Below are 19,317 nucleotides of genomic sequence, written 5' to 3' on the forward strand. Positions count from 1 at the left end.
AATCTATGGACGCCTCCCGCCGCAAGATGATTCTGATCGGTACAGTTGGCTCGGGTTGCATGAATCTATCCGGCCTTTGGTTGAAGCGGTTAGGCTTCTGGCCTTGATGGGAGTCCGCTACTTCTTGCCTAATAACATGATCGGCCTTGATGGCCTTGTCGAAAATCAGGCTTCGAAGCGGCGGCCCATGCCGTTGCACCATCAGTATCCACCTCGCAATCGCTGTAGGACAGACCTCGTTTGCATGGCGCCGTTACGCCGGCAGATATTCTTCCTTCCGCGCCAACAGAACCCAAGCAATGCGGGCCGTCTTGTTAGCGAGCGCCACGAGCGCCTTGTTGAAGCCCGCCCGAGCGACAATTCCCTTCAACCAAACTGATCGTTGATCGTCTTTCGCAGCCAGTCGGCTGATCACTGCCCTCGCGCCATGAATGAGTTGTCTGCGCAGGTAGTGGTTGGCGCGTCGGCCAATGCCGCCGAGCTTGGGTTTGCCTCCGGTCGTATACTGTCTTGGGACCAATCCGATCCAGGCGGCGAGCTCGCGGCCTGAGCGGAAATGTCGACCGTCATCCACCGCTGCGACGAGCGCGGTCGCGATCACCGGCCCGACGCCCGGCAACGCAGCAAGCCGACGGCATGCGGCATGTTCGCGGCAGATGCTAACGAGCTTGGCATCGAGCTTCGCGAGGCGGGCTTCTACGTCGGTGAGCTGATCGATCAACTCCGTAAACAGCTCGCGGGCAAGTTCGGACAAATCAGCCTCAGCTACCGCAGCAGGAGCCTGTTGACGGAAGCGCCACGGACCTTTGGGCAGCACGACGCCATACTCGGCGAGAAGCCCTCGCGCGTGGTTTATGAGCGAGGTGCGTTGGACGACCAACCGCTCACGCACGCGATGTAGGCATTGAAGATCCTGCTGCTCGGTCGTCTTCACTGGCACGAAGCGCATAGTAGGCCTCGAAGCTGCATCGTAGATCGCCTCCGCATCGATAGCATCGTTCTTGGAGCCGCGGACGAACGCCTTGACGAATCTGGGGTTTACCAGACGCACTTGACGACCGGCCGCTGCGAGCTGTCGCCCCCAATGGTGGGCGCTCGCACAAGCCTCCATGGCGACGACTGCAGGACCAAGTTCAGCCACTGCATCCTCGAGCTTGGCACGACTCACCTTGCGTGAGACCACCACCCCGTCAGCATCTATCCCGTGTAGATGGAACGACTGCTTCGCCAAGTCGATCGCTAACATTTCCATCGTCATCGCCTTCCTCCTTTTGGTTGGACACCTATGGTGCCCGGAAGACGGGAGGCGTCCATCCCATAACATGAAGACCGCGGTGGACAAGGTCGGCACTGGCAAGGCGCGGCAGGTCAACGCGCGGTTCGCAGCGCTGGCCAGTCATTATCTGTTCGAGCCTGAGTTCTGTAATCCTGCTTCCGGTTGGGAAAAGGGCCAGGTCGAGAAGAACGTTCAGGACGCTCGGCGCCGGTTGTGGCAGCGCATGCCAGCCTTTGCTGATCTTGATGCCCTCAATGCCTGGCTCGAGGAGCAATGCATCGCGCAATGAGCCGATATCTCGCATGGCACTTTGCCGGGCACCATCGCCGAGGTGCATGCGGAGGAACTGTCCAGCCTGATGCCGCTCGGCGGGCTGTTCGACGGCTTCGTCGAGCATACCAAGCGGGTCTCACCGATCTGCCTCGTGCACTTTGAGCGCAACCGTTACAGCGTGCCGGCCAGCTTTGCGAACCGGCCGGTGTCTTTGCGGGTTTACCCCGCGCGGATCGTGATCACCGCCGAGGGACAGATCCTGTGTGAGCACGAGAGGATCATTGATCGCTCGCACCGCAGTGGCGGGCAGACGGTTTATGACTGGCGGCATTATCTGGCGGTGATCCAGCGCAAGCCCGGTGCTCTGCGCAACGGTGCCCCGTTCACCGAGATGCCCGATGCCTTCAGGCAGTTGCAGGGGCAGCTGCTGAAGCGCCCCGGCGGCGACAAGGAAATGGCCGAGATCCTGGCGCTGGTGCTCCAGCACGACGAGCAGTCGGTCCTGTGCGCGGTCGAGCTGGCACTTGAGGCAGGCGTTGCCACCAAGACCCACGTTCTGAACCTGTTGCACCGCTTGATCGATGGAAAGCCCGCTGGCCCCGATCCCATCGCTGCCCCGCAGGCGCTGTCGCTGATGAGCGAGCCCAGAGCCGATGTGGCGCGCTATGATACGCTGCGCGCCAAGGAGACGGCCCATGCGTCATGACCCTGCCAGCGCGGCTGTCATCGTGATGCTGCGCGGCCTCAAGATGTATGGCATGGCCGGAGCGGCCAGCGATCTCATCGAACAGGGGGCACCCGCGTTCGCCAATGCAGTCCCGATCCTGTCCCAACTGCTCAAAGCCGAGATGGCCGAGCGTGAGGTGCGTTCGATCGCCTATCAGATGAAGGCCGCGCGGTTCCCCGCCTACAAGGATCTGGCCGGCTTTGATTTTGCTGCCAGCGAGGTCAATGAAGCCATGGTTCGCCAGCTGCATCGCTGTGACTTTATCGATGGAGCACACAACGTCGTCGCCGTGGGCGGCCCGGGGACGGGCAAAACCCACATCGCCACTGCGCTCGGCGTTCAGGCAATCGAGCATCATCGCAAGAAGGTCCGCTTCTTCTCGACGGTCGACCTGGTCAATGCGCTCGAACAGGAAAAGGCCCAGAATAAGGCTGGCCAGCTCGCCGAGCGCCTGCTGCGGCTCGACCTGATCATCCTCGATGAACTGGGCTATCTGCCGTTCAGTCCGTCAGGCGGGGCGTTGCTGTTCCACCTGCTATCCAAGCTCTACGAGCGCACCAGCGTGGTCATCACCACCAACTTGAGCTTCAGCGAATGGGCCAGTGTGTTCGGTGATGCCAAGATGACCACCGCGCTGCTCGATCGGCTGACCCACCACTGCCACATCCTCGAAACAGGCAACGATAGCTTCCGGTTCAAGGCATCCGCCGCACAGCGCAAAACCAAAAAGGAGAATGTCCAACCCTTGACCAAACACAAGTCCGAACGGACATAGCTACCAACAACCCGGGTCACTTCTCGATGAAAATCCCGGGTCAAATCTCAACGGAAATCTACAGTCAAGCCCGGCGCGCGCCTCGGCCATATGGATGGCGCGCTGGTTCCGGCGATGGGCGTTGTCGCCGAGGAAGCACGCGCGCTTGGCCTGCCCACTCCGGTAGTGACGTCGGGCAACGACAGCGCCCAGCACAAGGCCGGGTCGGCCCATTACGACGATCGCGCGCTCGATTTTCGCGGCAACAACATCTCGAACGAGCAGGGCGAGCAGTGGGCGGAAAAGGTCAAAAGTCGTTTGGGAAGCGCCTATGCTGTCGACTTCGAGCGGTTCCCTGATGATCCCGCACGGGATCACCTCCATGTTGCGAAACGCCGGAGCTAGATGTTAGCCAAACAGACGCGATGCAAAAGCAAGTCCAGATCCTGCAACAATCATCAGGATCACGAGGAAGATAGTTGGACCACGGCCAAAGCCGCCAGATTTGCCCCTGAAAGTCGGGAGTTGCAGGCCCGTTACGTGGTCAAAGTGGCCGGGCCGAGGATAAATCGGCCTCCCATCCAGTCCGTAGTGATCATGGTCCATCGAGGGTCTCCTCGCCCTGGCCATGATTACCCCGAACGTACTGTCTTTTCAATCATGGCCCATGTTTCTGAGCCCCCTCACTAGCCTAGCCATCTCCACTTTCTGCTGACCCGCCCAAGGAACCGCCTCCTTGCCTTCAGAAGCAAGGAGGCCTTCGATCCAAACAGCTTCAGAGTAGATCCACCACCTCAATGATCGCGTTGTGGACGGCGCCAAGATCCGCATCGTCGATGCAATAGGGCGGCATGACATAGACCGTGTTGCCCAGGGGCCGCAGCAGGACATTTCGGGCCGTGAAGTCCGCCTTCAGACGCGGGGCGAGTTCGGACATATAGCCGCCATCTTCCACCACCACATCGAGCGCGATCACGCTGCCAAGTTGGCGCGTATTGGCCAGGCGTGGGTGCTCGGCAAGGCGAGCAAGACCAGCGGTCTGCCGCCGGGTCAGGTCCGCGATCCGGTCCAGCACCGGCTCCTCGCGCCAGATCGCCAGATTGGCATTGGCCGCCGCGCAGGCGATCGGGTTGGCGGTGTAGCTGGAGGAATGGAAGAACTGCTTCGACCGGTCGGTCGAATAGTGCGCCGCATAGATTTCCGGCGTCGCCATGGTCACCGCAAGGGGCAGCGACCCGCCGGTCAGCCCCTTCGACAGGCACAGGATATCGGGCACGATCCCGGCCTGCTCTGAGGCGAACAGCGTGCCGGTGCGGCCCCAGGCGGTCATCACCTCGTCGGCGATGAACAGCACGCCGTGGGCCGCGCAGATGCGCCGCATTTCGGTCAGCACGCGGGGCGAATAGATCAGCATTCCCCCCGCGCCGAGCAGCAGCGGCTCGACGATAAAGGCCGCCGCATCGCCGCGCGAGCAGGCCTGCTCCAGCGCGTCCAGTGCGGCCTGCTCGCGGCCCTCGGCGGGAAAGGGGATTGTCTCCACATCGAACAGCAGCGGCGCATAGGGCTTGTTGAACACCCCGCGCGCGCCGACCGACATCCCGCCGATGGTATCGCCGTGATAGGAGTGCTCCAGCACCAGGATGCGGTGGCGATCCTCGTCCCGATGCGCGAAATAGCCCAGCGCCATCTTCAGCGCGACTTCGACGCTGGTCGAACCGGAATCGGAAAAGAACACATGGTCCAGCGGGCGCGGCATGATCCGCACCAGTTCGCGGGCGAGGTCTTCGGCAGGCTGGTGGGTCCAGCCCGCGAAGATCAGCTGGTCGAGCCGCTCGCTCTGCGCGCGGATCGCGGCCATCAGCCGGGGATGGCAATGGCCGTGGGTGGTGACCCACCAGCTGGAAATCGCGTCGATCACCCTGCGCCCGTCGGCGGTGAACAGGGTCGCACCCTCGGCGTGGGTGACCAGCGGAATGTCCTCGCCCAGCCCGTGCTGGTGGAATGGGTGCCAGACCGGCGATTTCATAGGAGCTCCGTGCGGATATGGGCGGCGAAGGCGGCGGACAGGCCCTCTGGATCAAGCGGATCGAGCCACGGCAGGCGGCCGAGGTGGCGCACGGCGCCCAGCCGCTCGATCGCCGCTTCGCTGGCGGGATTGGCCTCGCCGCAGAACGCCACGCCGTGCACCGCGATGCCGCGCGCGCGCAGGGCCTCGAGCGAAAGCAGGCTGTGGTTGATCGTGCCGAGCGCGGTCCGCGCCACCAGGATCACCGGTAGGCCCCAGCGCGCGAACAGATCGGCCGCCAGCAGATCGTCGGCAAAGGGCACCAGCACTCCGCCCGCCCCTTCGACCACCAGCGGCCCATCGACCAAGGGCAGTGCGAGCTGGTCCGCCGCGATGGCAACGCCGTCGATCCGCGCAGCCTCGTGCGGTGAACAGGGCGTTGCGAGAACGTGGGCCTCGGGCAAGATCCGGGCCCGCCCGCCGGACAGCGCAGCCACGCGCTGGCTGTCAGTGCCGCCGTCGGTTCCGGCCTGCACCGGCTTCCAGTAAGCCGCGCCAAGGTGGCCCGCGAGGGCAGCGGCGAACACGGTCTTGCCCGCGTCCGTATCGGTGCCGGTTACGACATAGCCGCGCATTGCAGCTCCGCCAGCAGTGCGCCCAGCGCCTCGATTTGCTCAAGGCTGGCGTTGTTGGTGATCGTGATGCGCAGGCGCGATGTGCCGACGGGCACCGTCGGCGGGCGGATTCCGCGCACGTCGAACCCGGCGGCCTGCACTTGGGCTGCCAGCTGCATCGTCCGCGCATCGTCGCCCACGATGAGCGGCAGAATCTGCGATCCGGTGACAGTCGCGCCCAGCGGGGCAAAGACCCGCTCAGCCAGCCGGATCCGCTCCCACAGCCCATCGCGCAAGTGCGGCGCGGCGGTCAGCAGGTTCAGCGCGGCGCGGTTGATCGCGGCGATCAGCGGCGAAGGCGCCGTCGAGAAGATGAAGCCGCGCCCACGGTTGACCAGAAAGTCGATTGCCGCCGCCGGGCCGCAGACCAGTGCGCCCTCGCAGCCCAGCGCCTTGCCGCAGGTGCGCAGGGTGATGACATTGCCGCGCCCGTCAAGGTGGGCGGCAAGGCCGCGCCCGTCCGGCCCGAATACGCCGGTGGCATGGGCCTCGTCGATCAGCAGGATGCCGTCATAGCGATCGGCGATGGCGGCCAGATCGCCGAGCGGGGCCGTGTCGCCATCCATCGAGTAGAGGCTTTCCGCCGCGATCCACACCTGCCCCGTGCCGCCGCCCGCGCGCCAGCGCCGGATTGCCGCTTCGCAGGCATCGGCGCAGTTGTGGGCCACGGCAACGCATTCGGCCCGGCCAATGCGCATCCCTTCGTGGGCGCTGGCGTGGATCAGTTCGTCGTGGACGACCAGATCGCCGCGCTGCGGCAGGGTTGAGAACAGCGCCTCGTTGGCAGCGAACCCGCTGGAGAACCATAGCGCCCGCTCGCAGTCAAAGAACGCGGCGGCCTCGGCCTCCAGCGCCTCGTGCTCGGGGTCGTTGCCGCGCAGCAGGCGCGATCCGCTCGAGCCGATCGGCACCCCGCGCTCCAGCGCCGCGTGCGCGGCATCGGCCAGCAGGGGCGAGCGGGCGAGGCCGAGGTAGTCGTTCGAGGCAAAGTCCGTGCCGGTCTGCGGGCTGAGCCTGCGCCGCCGCGATGCCGCCCCCAGCCGATCCAGATCGGCGGCGTGGGCTGCAAAGCCCCCCCCGTTCACTCCGCAGCCACCAGTACTTCGTCCGCGCGCATCGGTTCTTCGCCTGCCAGCGGCACGATGCCCAGCCGCGCGAACAGCGCCGCATCGCGGCTGTCCCCGGCGTTGGCGGTGGTCAGCAGCTTGTCACCGGTGAAGATCGAGTTCGCCCCGGCCAGGAAAGCCAGCGCCTGCCCCGCATCCGACATCGATTCGCGCCCCGCCGAAAGCCGCACCATGCTCTGCGGCATGGTGATCCGGGCGACGGCGACGGTGCGGACAAACTCGATCTCGTCGATTCGCGCCAGCGGCGTTCCTGCCAGCATGTCGCCCAGCACCGTGCCGGGAATAGGGATCAGCGCGTTGACCGGGACGCTTTCCGGGTGGCGCGGCAGGGTCGCCAGCGCGTGGATGAAGCCGATCCGGTCCTCGCGCGTTTCGCCCATGCCCACGATCCCGCCGCAGCACACCGAAATGCCCGCCGCGCGCACTTCCTCCAGCGTGTCGAGCCGGTCCTGGAAGGTGCGGGTGGTGATGACGTTGCCGTAGTTCTCGGGCGAGGTGTCGATGTTGTGGTTGTAGTAATCGAGCCCGGCTGCCTTGAGGCGGCGGGCCTGATCGCCGTTCAGCATGCCCAGGGTCATGCAGGTTTCCATGCCCATCGCGCGCACGCCCTCGATCATGGCTTCCAGCGCGGGCATGTCGCGGTCCTTGGGGTTGCGCCACGCGGCGCCCATGCAGAACCGCTGCGATCCGGCCGCGCGCGCCTCGGCGGCCGAAACCAGCACGGCATCGATATCCATCAGCTTCTCGGCCTTGACCCCGGTTTCGGCCCCGGCCGACTGGCTGCAATAGCCGCAATCCTCGGGGCAGCCGCCGGTCTTGATCGACAGCAGCGTGCACATCTGCACCTCACCCGCACGGTGCCAGGCACGGTGGGTGCTCTGCGCGCGGAACATCAGTTCGTCGAACGGCAGGTCGAACAGCGCCGTCACCTCCGCGCGGGTCCAGTCGGTACGGGGCTGGTCAGTCCGGGGAACTGTCTGTTGGGTGGCGGTCATGTCCTGCTCCATTTTATCGATAAAAACGGTCATGGCCGACCGCTCGCTCGGCGTGTATGGCGATGCACGTCCGCATGGCACCCGGAATCAGGACCGATTATCGATAATGCCGACTCCAACGACCCAGATCGACAGCGAAGGACTGGTTAGCCGGATTGCGGACGCGCTGGCCGCGCGCATCTTGGCCGGCGAGATCCCGGGCGGCGAGCGCCTGCGCCAGGATGGACTGGCCTATGAATTCGGGGTCAGCCAGGGGACCGTGCGCGAGGCGTTCCGCAAGCTGGAGGCGATCAAACTGGTCGAGGCCCTGCCCCGTCGCGGAGTGCGCGCCACGTTGATCGACGCGGCAGGCGAGCGCGAAATCGCCTCGATGCGCGGGGCGCTGGAACCGCTGGCCGTGCGCAGCATTGCCCGCGCTCCGTCCGCCGCCCACCTCAAGGACCTGCGCGAAATCCTGAAGCGGGGTGACGCGGCAGAAAACCTGTTCGATTCCGAATCGGCCAACCGCGACTTTCACATTGCGCTGGCCCGGCCCTGCGCCATGCCCCGCCTGATTGCCACGATCACCGAGCTGAACCTGGCCTATTCGCGCCATGTGTTCGCCTCTGCGGCGGGCCAGGAGTGGAAGCCGCGCTACAACTTCGATCACTGGCACATCTTCGAAGCCTATGCATCCGGAAAACTCGAGGAAGCAGCTATACTGCTTGCGCGGCACATAAAGTCAGTCGATCGGGTAAACTTGAGACCAAAAGTGGCAGTCTGACGTGTCAGAAGTTCAATTGGACGCTGCTAGGTAACGGGCAAATCAGGATAGCTCTCGATCCGCGCTTCTCCAGTTCGCCGGATCTGGGACGCGGCTTCCTCGAGGTGGAACGCCGCCGCATCGCGCGCGCGCACGGTGTCGCCCGCCTTCATGTAGTCGATGAGCCTCTCGTGCTCAGCGAGCGAACTGCGCGCCTCGTCGAGCTCGAAGTAATTGGCGCCGGCGATCCACACAGCGGGCGGGATGGCCTTGGCATAGCTCGCCCAGGCCGTCTGATTGCCGCCAAGGCGGACCAGTTCGAGGTGGAACTGGTAGTCGAGATATGCGCCGCAGAGCAGGTTCGCAGGCTCATCGGCATCGAGGCCGCGCAGTGCCGCGTGGATCGCGGCGAGATGGCTGAAGTCGCTAGTATTGGCACGCAATGCGGCCTCTGCCGCCGCCATCGCATGGATTGCCCCGGCGAGCGCCAGATGTTCGACAATGCGATCAATCGTCCAGTCGATGATCGTGTAACGGCCATGATCCCTGGCCAGAAGGCCAAGCTCGAGAAGTTCCTCAGCGAGCGAAAGCGCACCCGTCTCCTGCAAATCGTCAAGACCGGGTATCTGGTTTGCCTGGTCGAATCTGCGCCGTTTGCGGGGCTCGCGCAGCACGGCAAAGACGCGCGGTGCAGGGCAAGTAATCCTTCCAAGTGGCCTTGGCTTTGACCTTGTCACCTCTTGTCCGCCCTCCGACACCGCATCCTTCGGATAGTCCGAACCATCCTGATTGGAAAATTCTAAAGGGTTTGTGCTATGGAGCCAACATGCAACGGGGCGGGACTGCTTTCCCCTTGGGGACGATCGATTGGCGAAGGCGCAATCTCTTGTCGAAAGGATTTTCCTCGAACTGAGGTTCGGGGTGCTTGCTGCCCACTACCTGCCTGGTCAAATTATCAGCAAGGACCAGGTGTGCAAGGTATACGACTGCCGCCCCGTCATGGCCGCCGACGCGCTCGGCGCGCTTGTCGCGGAAGGTTACCTGTCCCGGCGCGGACGCGGTGAATTCACGGTACGGACCTGGACAAGAGCCGAAATCATAGACCTATATGACATGCGCGCCTCGCTCGAGGCGATCGCAGCGGCCCGCGCCGCCGAACGCGCGAGCGAGGCGCAGATTTCCTGGCTCCAAAGCGTGGTGGGTAATGCGGGGGATGTATCCGCGACCGATCCCGACGATCTCGAGCGCGTCACGCTTTCAAATCTCGCGTTCCATCTTGAGGTCAGGAAAATGGCGAGGATACCGCGGCTTGCGGAGATGATCTGCCTCGTCCTGCCCAATGCGCTCCACCGGCTGATCGTCTGGTCACAGCATGGCGAAGACGGCGAACATTCGGCGCGCACTCACCGCAAGATTGCCGCAGCGATTGCCGAACGCTCTTCATCGATGGCTCGGCTGCTGATGCGCGAGGACGTTTATTCCTCGCGCGAGGCGGTTCTCGCCGCGATCGACAGTCTCGCGGCGCGCGACGCGCCTCCGGTCGCCAATATCCATCGAATGGACCAGACGATCGCGATCAATGGCCGCACTTTCGGGCAGGGAACGCGCGAGCCCGCAGCCGATGGCCGGACGATCGCGTTTGGTGCGCCACTGTCCTAGCCGCGCCTAGCTTGCCGGTGGATCAACCGCCTTGAACATGAAGCCAGACGTTCCGGACAGTCCCGTTCTGTCACACACAAGCTGGTCCAAGACGCTCGCCATGATTGTTGCCGCCTGTTCCAGACCGGCGGCTTCAAGCGTATCGAGCAAGTCCCTTGCATCGCTGATGATGATTTCCAGCGCGTTCCGGCTGATCGGAAGCCGCTCAATCGCCATGGCCGTGCCCCGAAATCCCCTGTTCACACAAGTCTTTGTTGAGACGGGACTTTCTGTCAACGCCTCAACATGTAAATTGCCAGAATAATGTGTCGGGAATGGTGAGACCTGCGTAGTTGTCCATAGTTCAATGAGACAGACAGTTCGAAATACAGGCTGCTGGCCCAATCGAACATCGTCCATTTGGTCGCAGCATGGAAGTTATGTTTCAGCTACCAGATAGTCGACATCGATCCGGTCGATCTCGACGATGCGTCCACGCACATTGACCCGCCCCGTGAGGCCATCGGGAACTTGACCGTCAGCAAATCCGAGCCGCCAGCGCACACCGTCATCGTCACGCAGAATCGGGCCGCGAGGACCATGCTCGATGGTGCCGACGATCGTGTTGGTTGAAAGGCGGCGATTTTGGTTCATCAATTTTAGCTTAATCATCCAATTTGGTGAAATTGTTGATCCGCACCCCGATCGGAAACCATGCGCTCCTAGCGTGGAATCAAGAAAACCCCCAATAGCAAGGAAAGCATCCACGTCCCGCCATTTTTCAGATTGTATGCTGTCCTCGGATTTCGATGTCACCGCTGCAACCGGCGGAGTCTATGCTCCCGCTGGTGGTAACTCCACAAGTAGAAGGGGCAGAACAGCAGGATGAGGCCAGAGAACCAGCGAACTATCTCTGGCGTCCCGTTCTGGAAACGGGGCGGCGTTGCCACTACCAGGCCGTGCAGGAAGGTCTGAACCGGATCGCTCAGGCCGGTCACACCAACCAACGCGACGAGGAAGATATAGATGAGGCCGCCGCCTCGTTTGATGCGTTCGGGATTGACCGGGTAGTCGCCTAGCGTGGTCAGCAACGCAAGTGCGAGGCCAAGCGCGAGGCAACCCCCTCCGCAGCAGAGCAGCAATGCCCCCGCTGCACCAAGCTTCGCCGCCACCTGATAGACAATGGTCGTGTTGATCCCGATCGCCGCCACATAGGCGCTGCAGAGCGCGGTAAGAATGGTGCCGGAAGCGAGCGCCGGGACTTGCGGTGAAGGTTCACACTTGCGGTCAATCCGAACCTGCCTTTCCAGGCTCTTTCTACGGACTGGCGGCGTTGTCTCGGCTGCTGGCGCTGCAATAGGCGTTCGCGGTACAGGTCCATGCTTGCTCTCGAACCCTGCCCGTGCAGCCCGTTCGGGGAAAGCCCGGCAGGCGTACCACCGCAAGCGCCGCAGCGCCTTCATCTCGATGCGCCGTACCGCTTCCTTGCCTATATTGAGATCCTCGCCGACCTCGCATAGGGTGTGCTTTCGTCAAGAGGGACTTTGGCCGTGATCCTGAAATTGTAGCGGCTTTTGGAAGTGCATGATTTTTCGCGCTTCCAGTGGGGAAAAGCGGGGCCATGCGGCCGTGAGATTGCTGTGATGCCGTGGCCGGAATCTCGGTTTGTTCCGGAATGGGGACCAAATAGCCATCACTGGCAGGTATGCTCGCCGCATTGATTTCGCGAAGTCCCTACCGCGCATCGGGAGCTGGATTTCGCCTCCGGATTCGGGACCCGAACACACGCAGTCAGCCATGACGGGCGGGTTCACGCCGTCAGCTTGCTGGCGGGGATCAGGGGGCCATCGCAGACACGCTTCAGAAGGTCCGCCTGCTTTGGTTCCAGCTCGACCAGCAGCGCCAGGACATTGAGCACGTTGATGAGCTCGCTGGTGTATTCGGGCAGCCACCGATCGGGCTGGATATCGCCCAGCGGAGAAGGGGGGCGCTTGTCGCCGATCAGGGGGCGTTCGCGGTTCTTGCGGCGGTAGCTGAACCACTGGCGCAGCACCTGCTTGCCCGACACTTCATAGGCCCAGACGGCGGGCGGAACATTGTCGATGAAGCCGGTGCCGACGAGCAGTCGGCGCTTAGCGGCATCGTATTCGAGCGTGTCGGGAAAACCCTCGGGCGTGGAGGGGATTGCGCCGTCCTTGGGCTGGGTCGGGCCGCCTTCGCCAACTCGTGGGGGACGGGGTGGATCTTCGGTGGCGAAGCGTTCCCCGAAGGTGTGCAGCCGGATCACCTCGCGGCCCAGCTTTGCGGCTTCAGCGAACAGCGCCGCATCGGCAGTCAGCGGCACGCGCAGACCGGGGCGGACAAGGTCTTCGGCGAAGCTGGCGGTGTAGGCCGGATGGGCAAGCAGCGCCGCGACATAGGCGAAGATATCAACCGGATCGACCGGCGCGCCGAATGCCTTGGAAAGCAGCGCGATGACGGCGGGGGAGATGTTGGATTCGGTCGCGGCGGCGTTCCTCCAGAGGGCGAAAACGCGACCGCCTCGTCCAGCGTAGTGGTGCAGATCGGGGATTGCAGCAACAGCCGACAAACCCGGCCCATTCTTGGGTGTGCGATCCATCGGAGCAGTCAGGAGAATCTGCTGCTCGCTGTAGTTGTCCCAGAGGCCCGGATTCGGCTGATTGATAACCCGCGCATCGGGCAGGATATACTGCCGGTCGAACGACCGGAAACCGTATCGAACCGGAGCCTCCCCAGCGAGAGCGCGACGCGCCAAAAGCCGTAGTTTCTGGTCCTCGTGGTCAACCTGCTTTGGTGCATCTTCGACAGCAGTGAGCACCTCGCGCTGAGGCCACCAAAGCGCCTTTCCGGACTTGCCGATATGCCTGTCGCCGGGTTTGCCGTCGCGCATATGGGGCTGGAAAAGCATTGCGCGCTTATCCGCCTTCGGCTCTTCAACGAGCCGCTTCCAGCGCTGCTTCAGCGACACTTCATCCGGGGCGATGATCCATGTGCGCCCCGGCATTACGCCCGAACCGCAATCGCCAATTACCGCATCGAGCGGGGCGAATGCGCCCCACCCTTCTCGCAGTTCCGGGAGGAAGGGCGCGCGCGGATCGGAGGGGCAATCACTCCACCCACCGCCCGCCAGCGTGATGGTTTTCAGCTCCTCGAATTTCTGCTCACGACGACCCTTGGCGAGCGCCCGGTATCGCACCCGCGCAGCGTTCTTGCCGGGCTCGCGAGAGCGGCTTGCCAGCACAATGCAGACCGGGTGCTGCACGCCCTGAAAAATACGCGTCGGCACATCCGGCTGATGGCCTTCGGGCGTGCAATCGATCACCCAGATATCGTCACACTGGCTGCGCAGATCGGCGCGCATTTTCTGGAACCCATCGCCGTTCAAAAAGCCCGCCACGGTGATGTAGCAGACCATCCCGGAAAGCTCTTCCTGACCGGGCAGATCATCATCGCGGTCACCTGCGCCCTGCTCGAAAACCTTCCACGCCGCCCAGCGCCAGAAATAGACATAGAGGTTGCGCAGATGTTTCGCGTGCGCGCCCACTTTCCATTCCTTGGGCGGCTGCCAGGAATTGAGCGGAATATCCTCACGCTTTTGCTTGGCAGGACTGCCGTTCTCGACCCACGCACCCTTGCCTTTGGCCTTCTCCTTGTAGGGCGGGTTGCCGATGACGACGGTGATGGGTTCGCTCCGCTTGATCTTGTTCGCCTCGGTCCGCGATTTCGATATCTCGCGGTAGATGCCCTGTCCGGTTTCGAGATCGGCAAACGGATCGCCCAACGTGTCGGTGACGAACAGGCGCGGGGTGGCGTGTGCACCAATCTCAAGCATTTCCGCCAGCAGCCGTAGCTGTGCCACGGCGAAGGCACCGAATTGCAGCTCGAAGCCGACCAGGCGGCCCGCGATCTCGTTCATCGATGCCGCAACATTGCCCTCGCCATCGCGCGCGGCAATCGTGGCCTTGATCCGCTCAATCAGGCCCAGCAGGAAGGTGCCCGATCCGGTCGCGGGATCGACGATATGCACGTCCTTGCCAGCGAGGCCATCGGCGATGCCGAAGCGCGGGCTTTTGAGCGCCTCGTCGCACAATCGCACCATGGTGCGCACGACTTCGGGCGGGGAGTAATAGCTGCCCGTCAGCTTGCGGAGCTTGTTGTCGTAGACCTCGAGGAAATCCTCGTAGAAATAGAGCCAGGCCTCGGGATCGCCCTTGGACACCTTGGCCCACGAAACCTCATCCAGCACGCGGGTCAGCGTATCGAGCGCGGGGCCGAGGTTGAGGTCCTGTTCGGTCAGCAGCCGCAGTGCGGTGCCGATCAGCGTGTTGGCCTTGCCGAGTTCGCGCGCGACATGGTCCAGCCCGCCGGTCAGCGCCATGTCTTTTGACTTCGCCATGAGCAGACCGAAGGTGACGGCCTGCGCATAGCCATCGGCGAACTTGGCATCGTCGGCATCGGGGAAGAGCAGCGCCTTCCAGTCGTCCTTGAGGTCGGTCAGCCTCGCGTTCTTTTCCGACGCGCCGAGCTGTTCCAGAACCTCATCACGCAAGAACCGGCACAGCCGCGCGGAAACGCGCGCCAGTTCGGTCGCGCTTCTGGGCGGAATGGGGTTCCAGGTGAGGAAATCGCTGAGCAGCGGCAGAAAACTCGGCGGTGCGGCAAGCTTCGCGCCCGCATGTTCGATCCCGCCTTCGAGGTGGACGATCTGCCCTACCACCGTCCCATCACGCCACAGCGAAAAGCTGTCGCCATCGGTGTAAAGCAGGTTGGGCAGCGCCTTGAGCTTGTCCCATTGCTCCTTATCGTGGCCGGTCTTCCACTTGCGCGGATCGGCCCCTTTGCCGGGGGCTTTCACCTCGATGAAGCCAACGAGGGCGTTCTTGACCTTGACCGCATAATCCGGCCGGGTCCGCATCTCCGCAAGCGATGTTTCGCCGGTCAGTACAAGGTTCTGCACTGCCGGATGCAGGATTGCCGCAACATCGGCGAACAGCGTTTCGAGCGGCGCGCGAAGCTGATCCTCCGGCTGACCGTCCCCGCCCGCGAGCTTGGCCTTGGCCGCAGCGCCGAATTCCCCCACAGCCTTTTCGATGGTTTTGGCTTGCGTCACCCGATGCCTCCCGTGCATATTCTGTGGCACAGGGCGCGCTGTGCCCGCAACGGCTTTGGACAAGTAAATGGCGGAAGATTCTGGCAATCTGTTCGATGGCTCGGCCCAATTGGGCTTCGACCTCGGCGACGATGTGCCTGCGCCGTCGTATGAGCCGGATCGCGATGAGGTCCGCCGTGAGTTGCACGACATACTGGCCGAGGCTCGTAGCGCACAGGCCGAATGTCCGTGGGACAGGCAGACGTTCAAATACCACAAGGTGGTTTTCCCGCAGATGGCCAATTGGTTGCCCGAGGACGAGCGGGACCAGTTGCGCTTCGAGTTCGCGCGGGAAGTCGAGCGGATCGAGCTACTGCTGGCGGCATGAACGCGCTTCGCCAGGCGGGCGCTGACCGAATTTTTGTGAAAGCATGGGCCGGTCAGAGGCAGGCCGCATTGCTAGGGTGTCGCGGGCAGATTGCGCCGGAAGCGATAGTCTACGGCAGCTTTCGGGCATGCTGCCTGTCGTCCTGAATGACCGGGTGTGGGTGGTTTCCCGCCATCTCGTCGCCCCGAATTATTCCGGGGTCCCGCTGCTGATTGTTTCTTCATCAAATCACGCAATTACTGTCGCGATCAGATGATAAAATGGAGACTCGGCGTGGCGCGAATTATTCGGGCAACATGGTTGGCGTTGACCGCGCTGATGCTATCCGGCTGCGCCGCAGAAGAGGACAAGGCCCCCGACTACCGCTACCGCCTAACGGTCGAGGTTGAAACGCCCCAGGGTCTGCGCAGCGGATCGAGCGTGATCGAAGTGCAGCAATCAATTGGCCGCACCACGATGAGCGGGTTTGGCGAGCAGGTATTCCTTCGTATTCGCGGCGAAGCCGTCGCAGTCGATTTGCCGGATGGGCGCACGCTTTACGCGCTGCTGCGTTCCAGCGGTGATGTGGAGTGGGCGGCGCGCGTGATACCCTTCCTGTCGCCCGACGCCAATGACGACAATCCTCTCGATGATTTGCTGCTGCTTGAGGGCGAGAAAGAGCTTCCCCGCACATGGTCCAAGCCGGGGCCATTTGACAATCGTTCGGCCTACCCGATGATCGTAACGTTTGGCGACGAAGCCGAACCAGCGAGCGTAGCACAGGTCAATCCCGATAATCTGGCAGCCTCCTTTGGAGAAGGCGTGACGCTGAAGCGGGTCACGGCCGAGATTACCGATGATCCGGTCACAATCGGGATTCAGACGCGGTTGGAGTGGTTGCCCAACTACTATGACAAGATGCTCGATGGCAGATCAATCAGGCATATCGATGCTGAAAATCGGCTCGCAAACAATCTCTCGCAAAATAGCTTTGCAGTAGGGACGATAAATTGAGTCCTGATATTTGTCTTTTATTGTGGCGCTGGACGCCAATAATCGTCTCTGCTGATGTAGAGCCTCATGGCCGCATTGGGGTCGATGCACGAACCCGCTTCGCGGGAGTGTCGCTGGCGGCGAGGGTGATGTAGAACGACAGGCGTAGCGCCTGATCCGAGAGAGGCAGACGATTGTGGCTCCTTCAACCAAGGAGTCGAACGATGAACGAGATTATTCCGATTGGGCCGGTCAGCCCGCTTCGCCAGCGGCTGATCGAGGATATGTCACTGCGCCGGTTCGGGCCGGAGACGCAACGCAACTACCAGCGCGATGTGGGACGGTTCGCGACCTGGCTGGGGCGCTCGCCGCATACCGCGACCGCCGAGGATGTCCGCCGGTTCCAGATTGAGCAACGGGAAGCCGGGGTGCCGGCGCCGACCATGAACAGCATCGTGGCGGCGCTGCGGTTCCTCTTCACCCACACCCTCGACCGGCCCGATCTTGCACGCAAGCTGGTCCGCACCGCGCACGCTCGCAAGATCCCGGTGGTGCTGACCCAGAGCGAGGTGAAGCGCCTGCTCGATGCGACCACCAGCCTCAAGCATCAGGCCGCATTGTCGGTCGCCTATGGTGCGGGTCTGCGCGTCGGCGAGGTCGCGGCGCTCAAGGTGCGCGATATCGACAGCAAGCGCATGCTGCTCAGGATCGAGCGTGGCAAAGGCGGGCGATACCGCAATGCCATGCTGCCAGAGGGCTTGCTCGTGCTGCTGCGTGACTGGTGGCGCGCGGGGCGTCAGCAGGGTGTGCTCCACGCTGATGGCTGGCTCTTCCCGGGACGAGGCGCCATGCTGCCGATCAGCACACGCCAGCTCCACCGTGTCGTCGTCGAAGCTGCCGAGGCAGCCGACATCGCCAAGCGGGTAGGACCGCACACGCTGCGTCACAGTTTTGCTACGCACCTCCTCGAGGACGGGGTCGATATCCGCGTCATTCAGGCGCTGCTCGGTCATGCCAAGCTGAACACCACCGCCTTTTACACGCAAGTGGCAACCAAGACGGTGCGCGCCGTGGTCAGCCCGCTTGACCGGCTCGCACTGGCGGCACCGGACAAGGAGGCGCCGAGCGGCTGAGGACCGGTGCGCGCCGCACTCGAGGTCGCCGACGTTTTCTGCGCTGCCGGGCCAGCCTATCGGCTCGCCCATGCCGGGCACCTGAGCCTGCATCAGCTCAAGGTCATGTCGGCGATCGAGCACTGCCGCACCGCCGCGCTGGGCGGGCATGTCGAGGCCTGCACCGACTGCGGACATTGGCGGATCGCCTACAACTCCTGCCGCAACCGCCATTGCCCCAAGTGCCAGGGCACCGCCGCGCGCACCTGGCTCGCCTCGCGCGAGGCCGACCTGCTGCCGGTGGGATACTTCCATGTCGTCTTCACGCTGCCTGCCGAGATCGCGGATATCGCGTTCCACAACAAGGCGCTGCTCTACGACCTGCTGTTCAAGACTGCGTCCGAGACCACGCTCACCATCGCCGCCGACCCGAAGCATCTCGGTGCCCGCATCGGCATCACCGCCGTGCTCCACACCTGGGGCTCGGCCATGACCCACCACCCGCATATCCACATGATCGTGCCGGGCGGCGGTATCGCGCCGGATGGGGAGCGATGGATATCATCCCGCCCGGCCTTCCTCCTGCCGGTGCGCGTGCTGGGCGCCTTGTTCCGCCGCCTGTTCCTCACTCGGCTGCTGGCGCTTTACGATGCCGGCAAGCTCGCCTTCTTCGGTCGGCTCGCTCATCTCGCCGATCGTCGCGCATTCCTGCGCCACCTCGCGCCGGTGCGCAAAAAGCGCTGGGTGGTCTACGCCAAGCCGCCCTTCGCCGGTCCCGAGGCCGTGCTCGCCTATCTCTCGCGCTACACCCACCGGGTCGCCATCTCGAACAGTCGCCTCCTGCGGCTCGACGAGCATGGGGTCACGTTCCGCTACAAGGACTATCGCCGTTCTACGCCAGACCGGCAGCAGGTCATGACGCTCAGCGCCGACGAGTTCATCCGCCGCTTCCTGCTGCACTGCCTGCCACGCGGGTTCCACCGCATCCGCCACTATGGCCTGCTCGCCAGCGGCACCCGCAAGGCCCACCTCGAGCGCGCCCGCCGCCTGCTCGCCCTCGCGCCGCCCACCGCGGTCGAGCCACCCACCGAGCCCCCCGATCCGCGCCCGCCATGCCCTTGCTGCGGCGGGACCATGATCATCATCGAGACCATCGAACGCCGCTATCTGCCGCGCGGCCCGCCATGTCCGATCGCACCATCCGGGAACCTTGCGTCGTGACCCGGCACGGCCCCACACCGCCAGACCTCACCGCAACCGCGCTCCCGGGGATGAGGATGTCTGCATATCATCCGCCCAGGAGCAGTCGTCCCATCGCCAAAATCGGACGGACGAGCTCCCCACAGCCGCCCTGTCACTCCAAAATCGGACGGGCTGCTCTCAAACCCGTCCGCTTATCGACACCGTCTGCAGACGCCCAGATCGGCCGTAAATCGAAATCCCCATAGCTCACCGCATGCGGCCCGCGGGTTCGGGCACCGTCGACTTTCCGACGCCTATCGGCGTCCGAAACTCTAAACGATT

Annotated in this window: 17 protein-coding genes and 2 pseudogenes; 9 read left to right on the plus strand and 10 right to left on the minus strand. The window is 63.5% G+C overall.

Translation table 11 applies throughout. The features are described from left to right. Positions 1-253: 253 nt before the first annotated feature. Entirely contained in the window at positions 254-1,252 is a 999-nt protein-coding gene (locus tag BZF57_RS18955; RefSeq protein ID WP_082734746.1) for an IS110 family RNA-guided transposase, read from the minus strand. A gap of 67 nt (positions 1,253-1,319) precedes the next feature. Between BZF57_RS18955 and BZF57_RS18960 the strand changes: the two are divergent. The 3 genes and pseudogenes from BZF57_RS18960 to BZF57_RS18970 all read left to right on the plus strand — a co-directional run. Continuing rightward, positions 1,320-2,255: pseudogene (locus tag BZF57_RS18960) on the plus strand (Mu transposase domain-containing protein); the annotation flags it as partial. Then, positions 2,245-3,051: an IS21-like element helper ATPase IstB gene (istB, locus tag BZF57_RS18965; protein ID WP_066045461.1), complete on the plus strand. Its 807-nt coding sequence runs from the start codon at positions 2,245-2,247 to the stop codon at positions 3,049-3,051. The pseudogene BZF57_RS18960 and the gene istB, both read left to right, overlap by 11 nt. A 90-nt stretch (positions 3,052-3,141) precedes the next feature. Further along, positions 3,142-3,435, plus strand: coding sequence for a hypothetical protein (locus BZF57_RS18970; protein ID WP_240506053.1), 294 nt, complete (start codon positions 3,142-3,144; stop codon positions 3,433-3,435). 370 nt (positions 3,436-3,805) lie between these two features. On the opposite strand, the gene BZF57_RS18980 is transcribed toward BZF57_RS18970, so the two are convergent. The 4 genes from BZF57_RS18980 to bioB are packed head-to-tail and all read right to left on the minus strand — an operon-like array spanning position 3,806 to position 7,831. Beyond that, the gene (locus BZF57_RS18980; protein ID WP_066117210.1) at positions 3,806-5,056 is read right to left on the minus strand and encodes an adenosylmethionine--8-amino-7-oxononanoate transaminase; all 1,251 of its coding nucleotides are present in this window, start codon (positions 5,054-5,056) and stop codon (positions 3,806-3,808) included. Continuing rightward, positions 5,053-5,670 (minus strand): dethiobiotin synthase, encoded by a 618-nt coding sequence (gene bioD / locus BZF57_RS18985; protein ID WP_066117213.1) that lies wholly within the window; start codon positions 5,668-5,670, stop codon positions 5,053-5,055. Before bioD ends, BZF57_RS18980 begins: the two co-directional genes overlap by 4 nt. Further along, positions 5,652-6,794: an 8-amino-7-oxononanoate synthase gene (locus BZF57_RS18990; protein ID WP_066117216.1), complete on the minus strand. Its 1,143-nt coding sequence runs from the start codon at positions 6,792-6,794 to the stop codon at positions 5,652-5,654. The genes bioD and BZF57_RS18990 overlap by 19 nt, the downstream gene beginning before the upstream one ends. Further along, on the minus strand, positions 6,791-7,831 hold the full coding sequence (gene bioB, locus BZF57_RS18995) for a biotin synthase BioB (protein WP_066117232.1): 1,041 nt from the start codon (positions 7,829-7,831) through the stop codon (positions 6,791-6,793). The genes BZF57_RS18990 and bioB overlap by 4 nt, the downstream gene beginning before the upstream one ends. Positions 7,832-7,862: 31 nt before the next feature. On the opposite strand from bioB, the gene BZF57_RS19000 reads away from it, so the two are divergent. Then, positions 7,863-8,594, plus strand: a complete 732-nt coding sequence (locus tag BZF57_RS19000; protein WP_066117217.1) for a GntR family transcriptional regulator — start codon at positions 7,863-7,865, stop codon at positions 8,592-8,594. A gap of 26 nt (positions 8,595-8,620) precedes the next feature. Here BZF57_RS19000 and BZF57_RS19005 read toward each other — a convergent pair whose 3' ends face one another. Next, on the minus strand, positions 8,621-9,247 hold the full coding sequence (locus tag BZF57_RS19005; RefSeq protein WP_197426104.1) for an FCD domain-containing protein: 627 nt from the start codon (positions 9,245-9,247) through the stop codon (positions 8,621-8,623). 193 nt (positions 9,248-9,440) lie between these two features. On the opposite strand from BZF57_RS19005, the gene BZF57_RS19010 reads away from it, so the two are divergent. After that, a complete protein-coding gene (locus tag BZF57_RS19010) occupies positions 9,441-10,232 on the plus strand; it encodes a GntR family transcriptional regulator (RefSeq protein WP_197426103.1) in 792 nt (263 codons plus the stop codon). Positions 10,233-10,238: 6 nt separating this feature from the next. On the opposite strand, the gene BZF57_RS19015 is transcribed toward BZF57_RS19010, so the two are convergent. From BZF57_RS19015 to BZF57_RS19030, 4 genes and pseudogenes are all read right to left on the minus strand, one after another. Further along, positions 10,239-10,448: a hypothetical protein gene (locus BZF57_RS19015; protein ID WP_066117223.1), complete on the minus strand. Its 210-nt coding sequence runs from the start codon at positions 10,446-10,448 to the stop codon at positions 10,239-10,241. A gap of 201 nt (positions 10,449-10,649) precedes the next feature. After that, positions 10,650-10,865 (minus strand): DUF5818 domain-containing protein, encoded by a 216-nt coding sequence (locus tag BZF57_RS19020; RefSeq protein ID WP_066117227.1) that lies wholly within the window; start codon positions 10,863-10,865, stop codon positions 10,650-10,652. 158 nt (positions 10,866-11,023) lie between these two features. Next, a pseudogene (locus BZF57_RS19025) lies at positions 11,024-11,728 on the minus strand (hypothetical protein); the annotation flags it as partial. A gap of 293 nt (positions 11,729-12,021) precedes the next feature. After that, positions 12,022-15,342 (minus strand): type ISP restriction/modification enzyme, encoded by a 3,321-nt coding sequence (locus BZF57_RS19030; RefSeq protein WP_206073302.1) that lies wholly within the window; start codon positions 15,340-15,342, stop codon positions 12,022-12,024. A 67-nt stretch (positions 15,343-15,409) separates the two neighbouring features. Between BZF57_RS19030 and BZF57_RS19035 the strand changes: the two genes are divergently transcribed. From BZF57_RS19035 to BZF57_RS19050, 4 genes are all read left to right on the plus strand, one after another. Next, the gene (locus BZF57_RS19035; protein WP_060977093.1) at positions 15,410-15,709 is read left to right on the plus strand and encodes a hypothetical protein; all 300 of its coding nucleotides are present in this window, start codon (positions 15,410-15,412) and stop codon (positions 15,707-15,709) included. A gap of 273 nt (positions 15,710-15,982) precedes the next feature. Then, positions 15,983-16,702 (plus strand): hypothetical protein, encoded by a 720-nt coding sequence (locus BZF57_RS19040; protein ID WP_143738589.1) that lies wholly within the window; start codon positions 15,983-15,985, stop codon positions 16,700-16,702. Positions 16,703-16,905: 203 nt separating this feature from the next. Then, complete coding sequence (locus tag BZF57_RS19045) at positions 16,906-17,814, plus strand: tyrosine-type recombinase/integrase (RefSeq protein ID WP_067402726.1); 909 nt, start codon at positions 16,906-16,908, stop codon at positions 17,812-17,814. 6 nt (positions 17,815-17,820) lie between these two features. Further along, on the plus strand, positions 17,821-19,014 hold the full coding sequence (locus BZF57_RS19050; RefSeq protein WP_067489996.1) for an IS91 family transposase: 1,194 nt from the start codon (positions 17,821-17,823) through the stop codon (positions 19,012-19,014). Positions 19,015-19,317: the final 303 nt, after the last annotated feature.

Origin of the sequence: Erythrobacter colymbi, assembly GCF_002155685.1 — a bacterium.
GTDB lineage: Bacteria > Pseudomonadota > Alphaproteobacteria > Sphingomonadales > Sphingomonadaceae > Erythrobacter > Erythrobacter colymbi.

What these genes read in the sequence shown, in the direction of transcription:
- BZF57_RS18955 (WP_082734746.1), bottom strand. Translation starts at nt 1,252, where the DNA reads ATGGAAATGTTAGCGATCGACTTGGCGAAGCAGTCGTTCCATCTACAC.
- istB (WP_066045461.1), top strand. Translation starts at nt 2,245, where the DNA reads ATGCGTCATGACCCTGCCAGCGCGGCTGTCATCGTGATGCTGCGCGGC.
- BZF57_RS18970 (WP_240506053.1), top strand. Translation starts at nt 3,142, where the DNA reads ATGGATGGCGCGCTGGTTCCGGCGATGGGCGTTGTCGCCGAGGAAGCA.
- BZF57_RS18980 (WP_066117210.1), bottom strand. Translation starts at nt 5,056, where the DNA reads ATGAAATCGCCGGTCTGGCACCCATTCCACCAGCACGGGCTGGGCGAG.
- bioD (WP_066117213.1), bottom strand. Translation starts at nt 5,670, where the DNA reads ATGCGCGGCTATGTCGTAACCGGCACCGATACGGACGCGGGCAAGACC.
- bioB (WP_066117232.1), bottom strand. Translation starts at nt 7,831, where the DNA reads ATGACCGCCACCCAACAGACAGTTCCCCGGACTGACCAGCCCCGTACC.
- BZF57_RS19000 (WP_066117217.1), top strand. Translation starts at nt 7,863, where the DNA reads ATGGCCGACCGCTCGCTCGGCGTGTATGGCGATGCACGTCCGCATGGC.
- BZF57_RS19015 (WP_066117223.1), bottom strand. Translation starts at nt 10,448, where the DNA reads ATGGCGATTGAGCGGCTTCCGATCAGCCGGAACGCGCTGGAAATCATC.
- BZF57_RS19020 (WP_066117227.1), bottom strand. Translation starts at nt 10,865, where the DNA reads ATGAACCAAAATCGCCGCCTTTCAACCAACACGATCGTCGGCACCATC.
- BZF57_RS19035 (WP_060977093.1), top strand. Translation starts at nt 15,410, where the DNA reads ATGGCGGAAGATTCTGGCAATCTGTTCGATGGCTCGGCCCAATTGGGC.
- BZF57_RS19045 (WP_067402726.1), top strand. Translation starts at nt 16,906, where the DNA reads ATGAACGAGATTATTCCGATTGGGCCGGTCAGCCCGCTTCGCCAGCGG.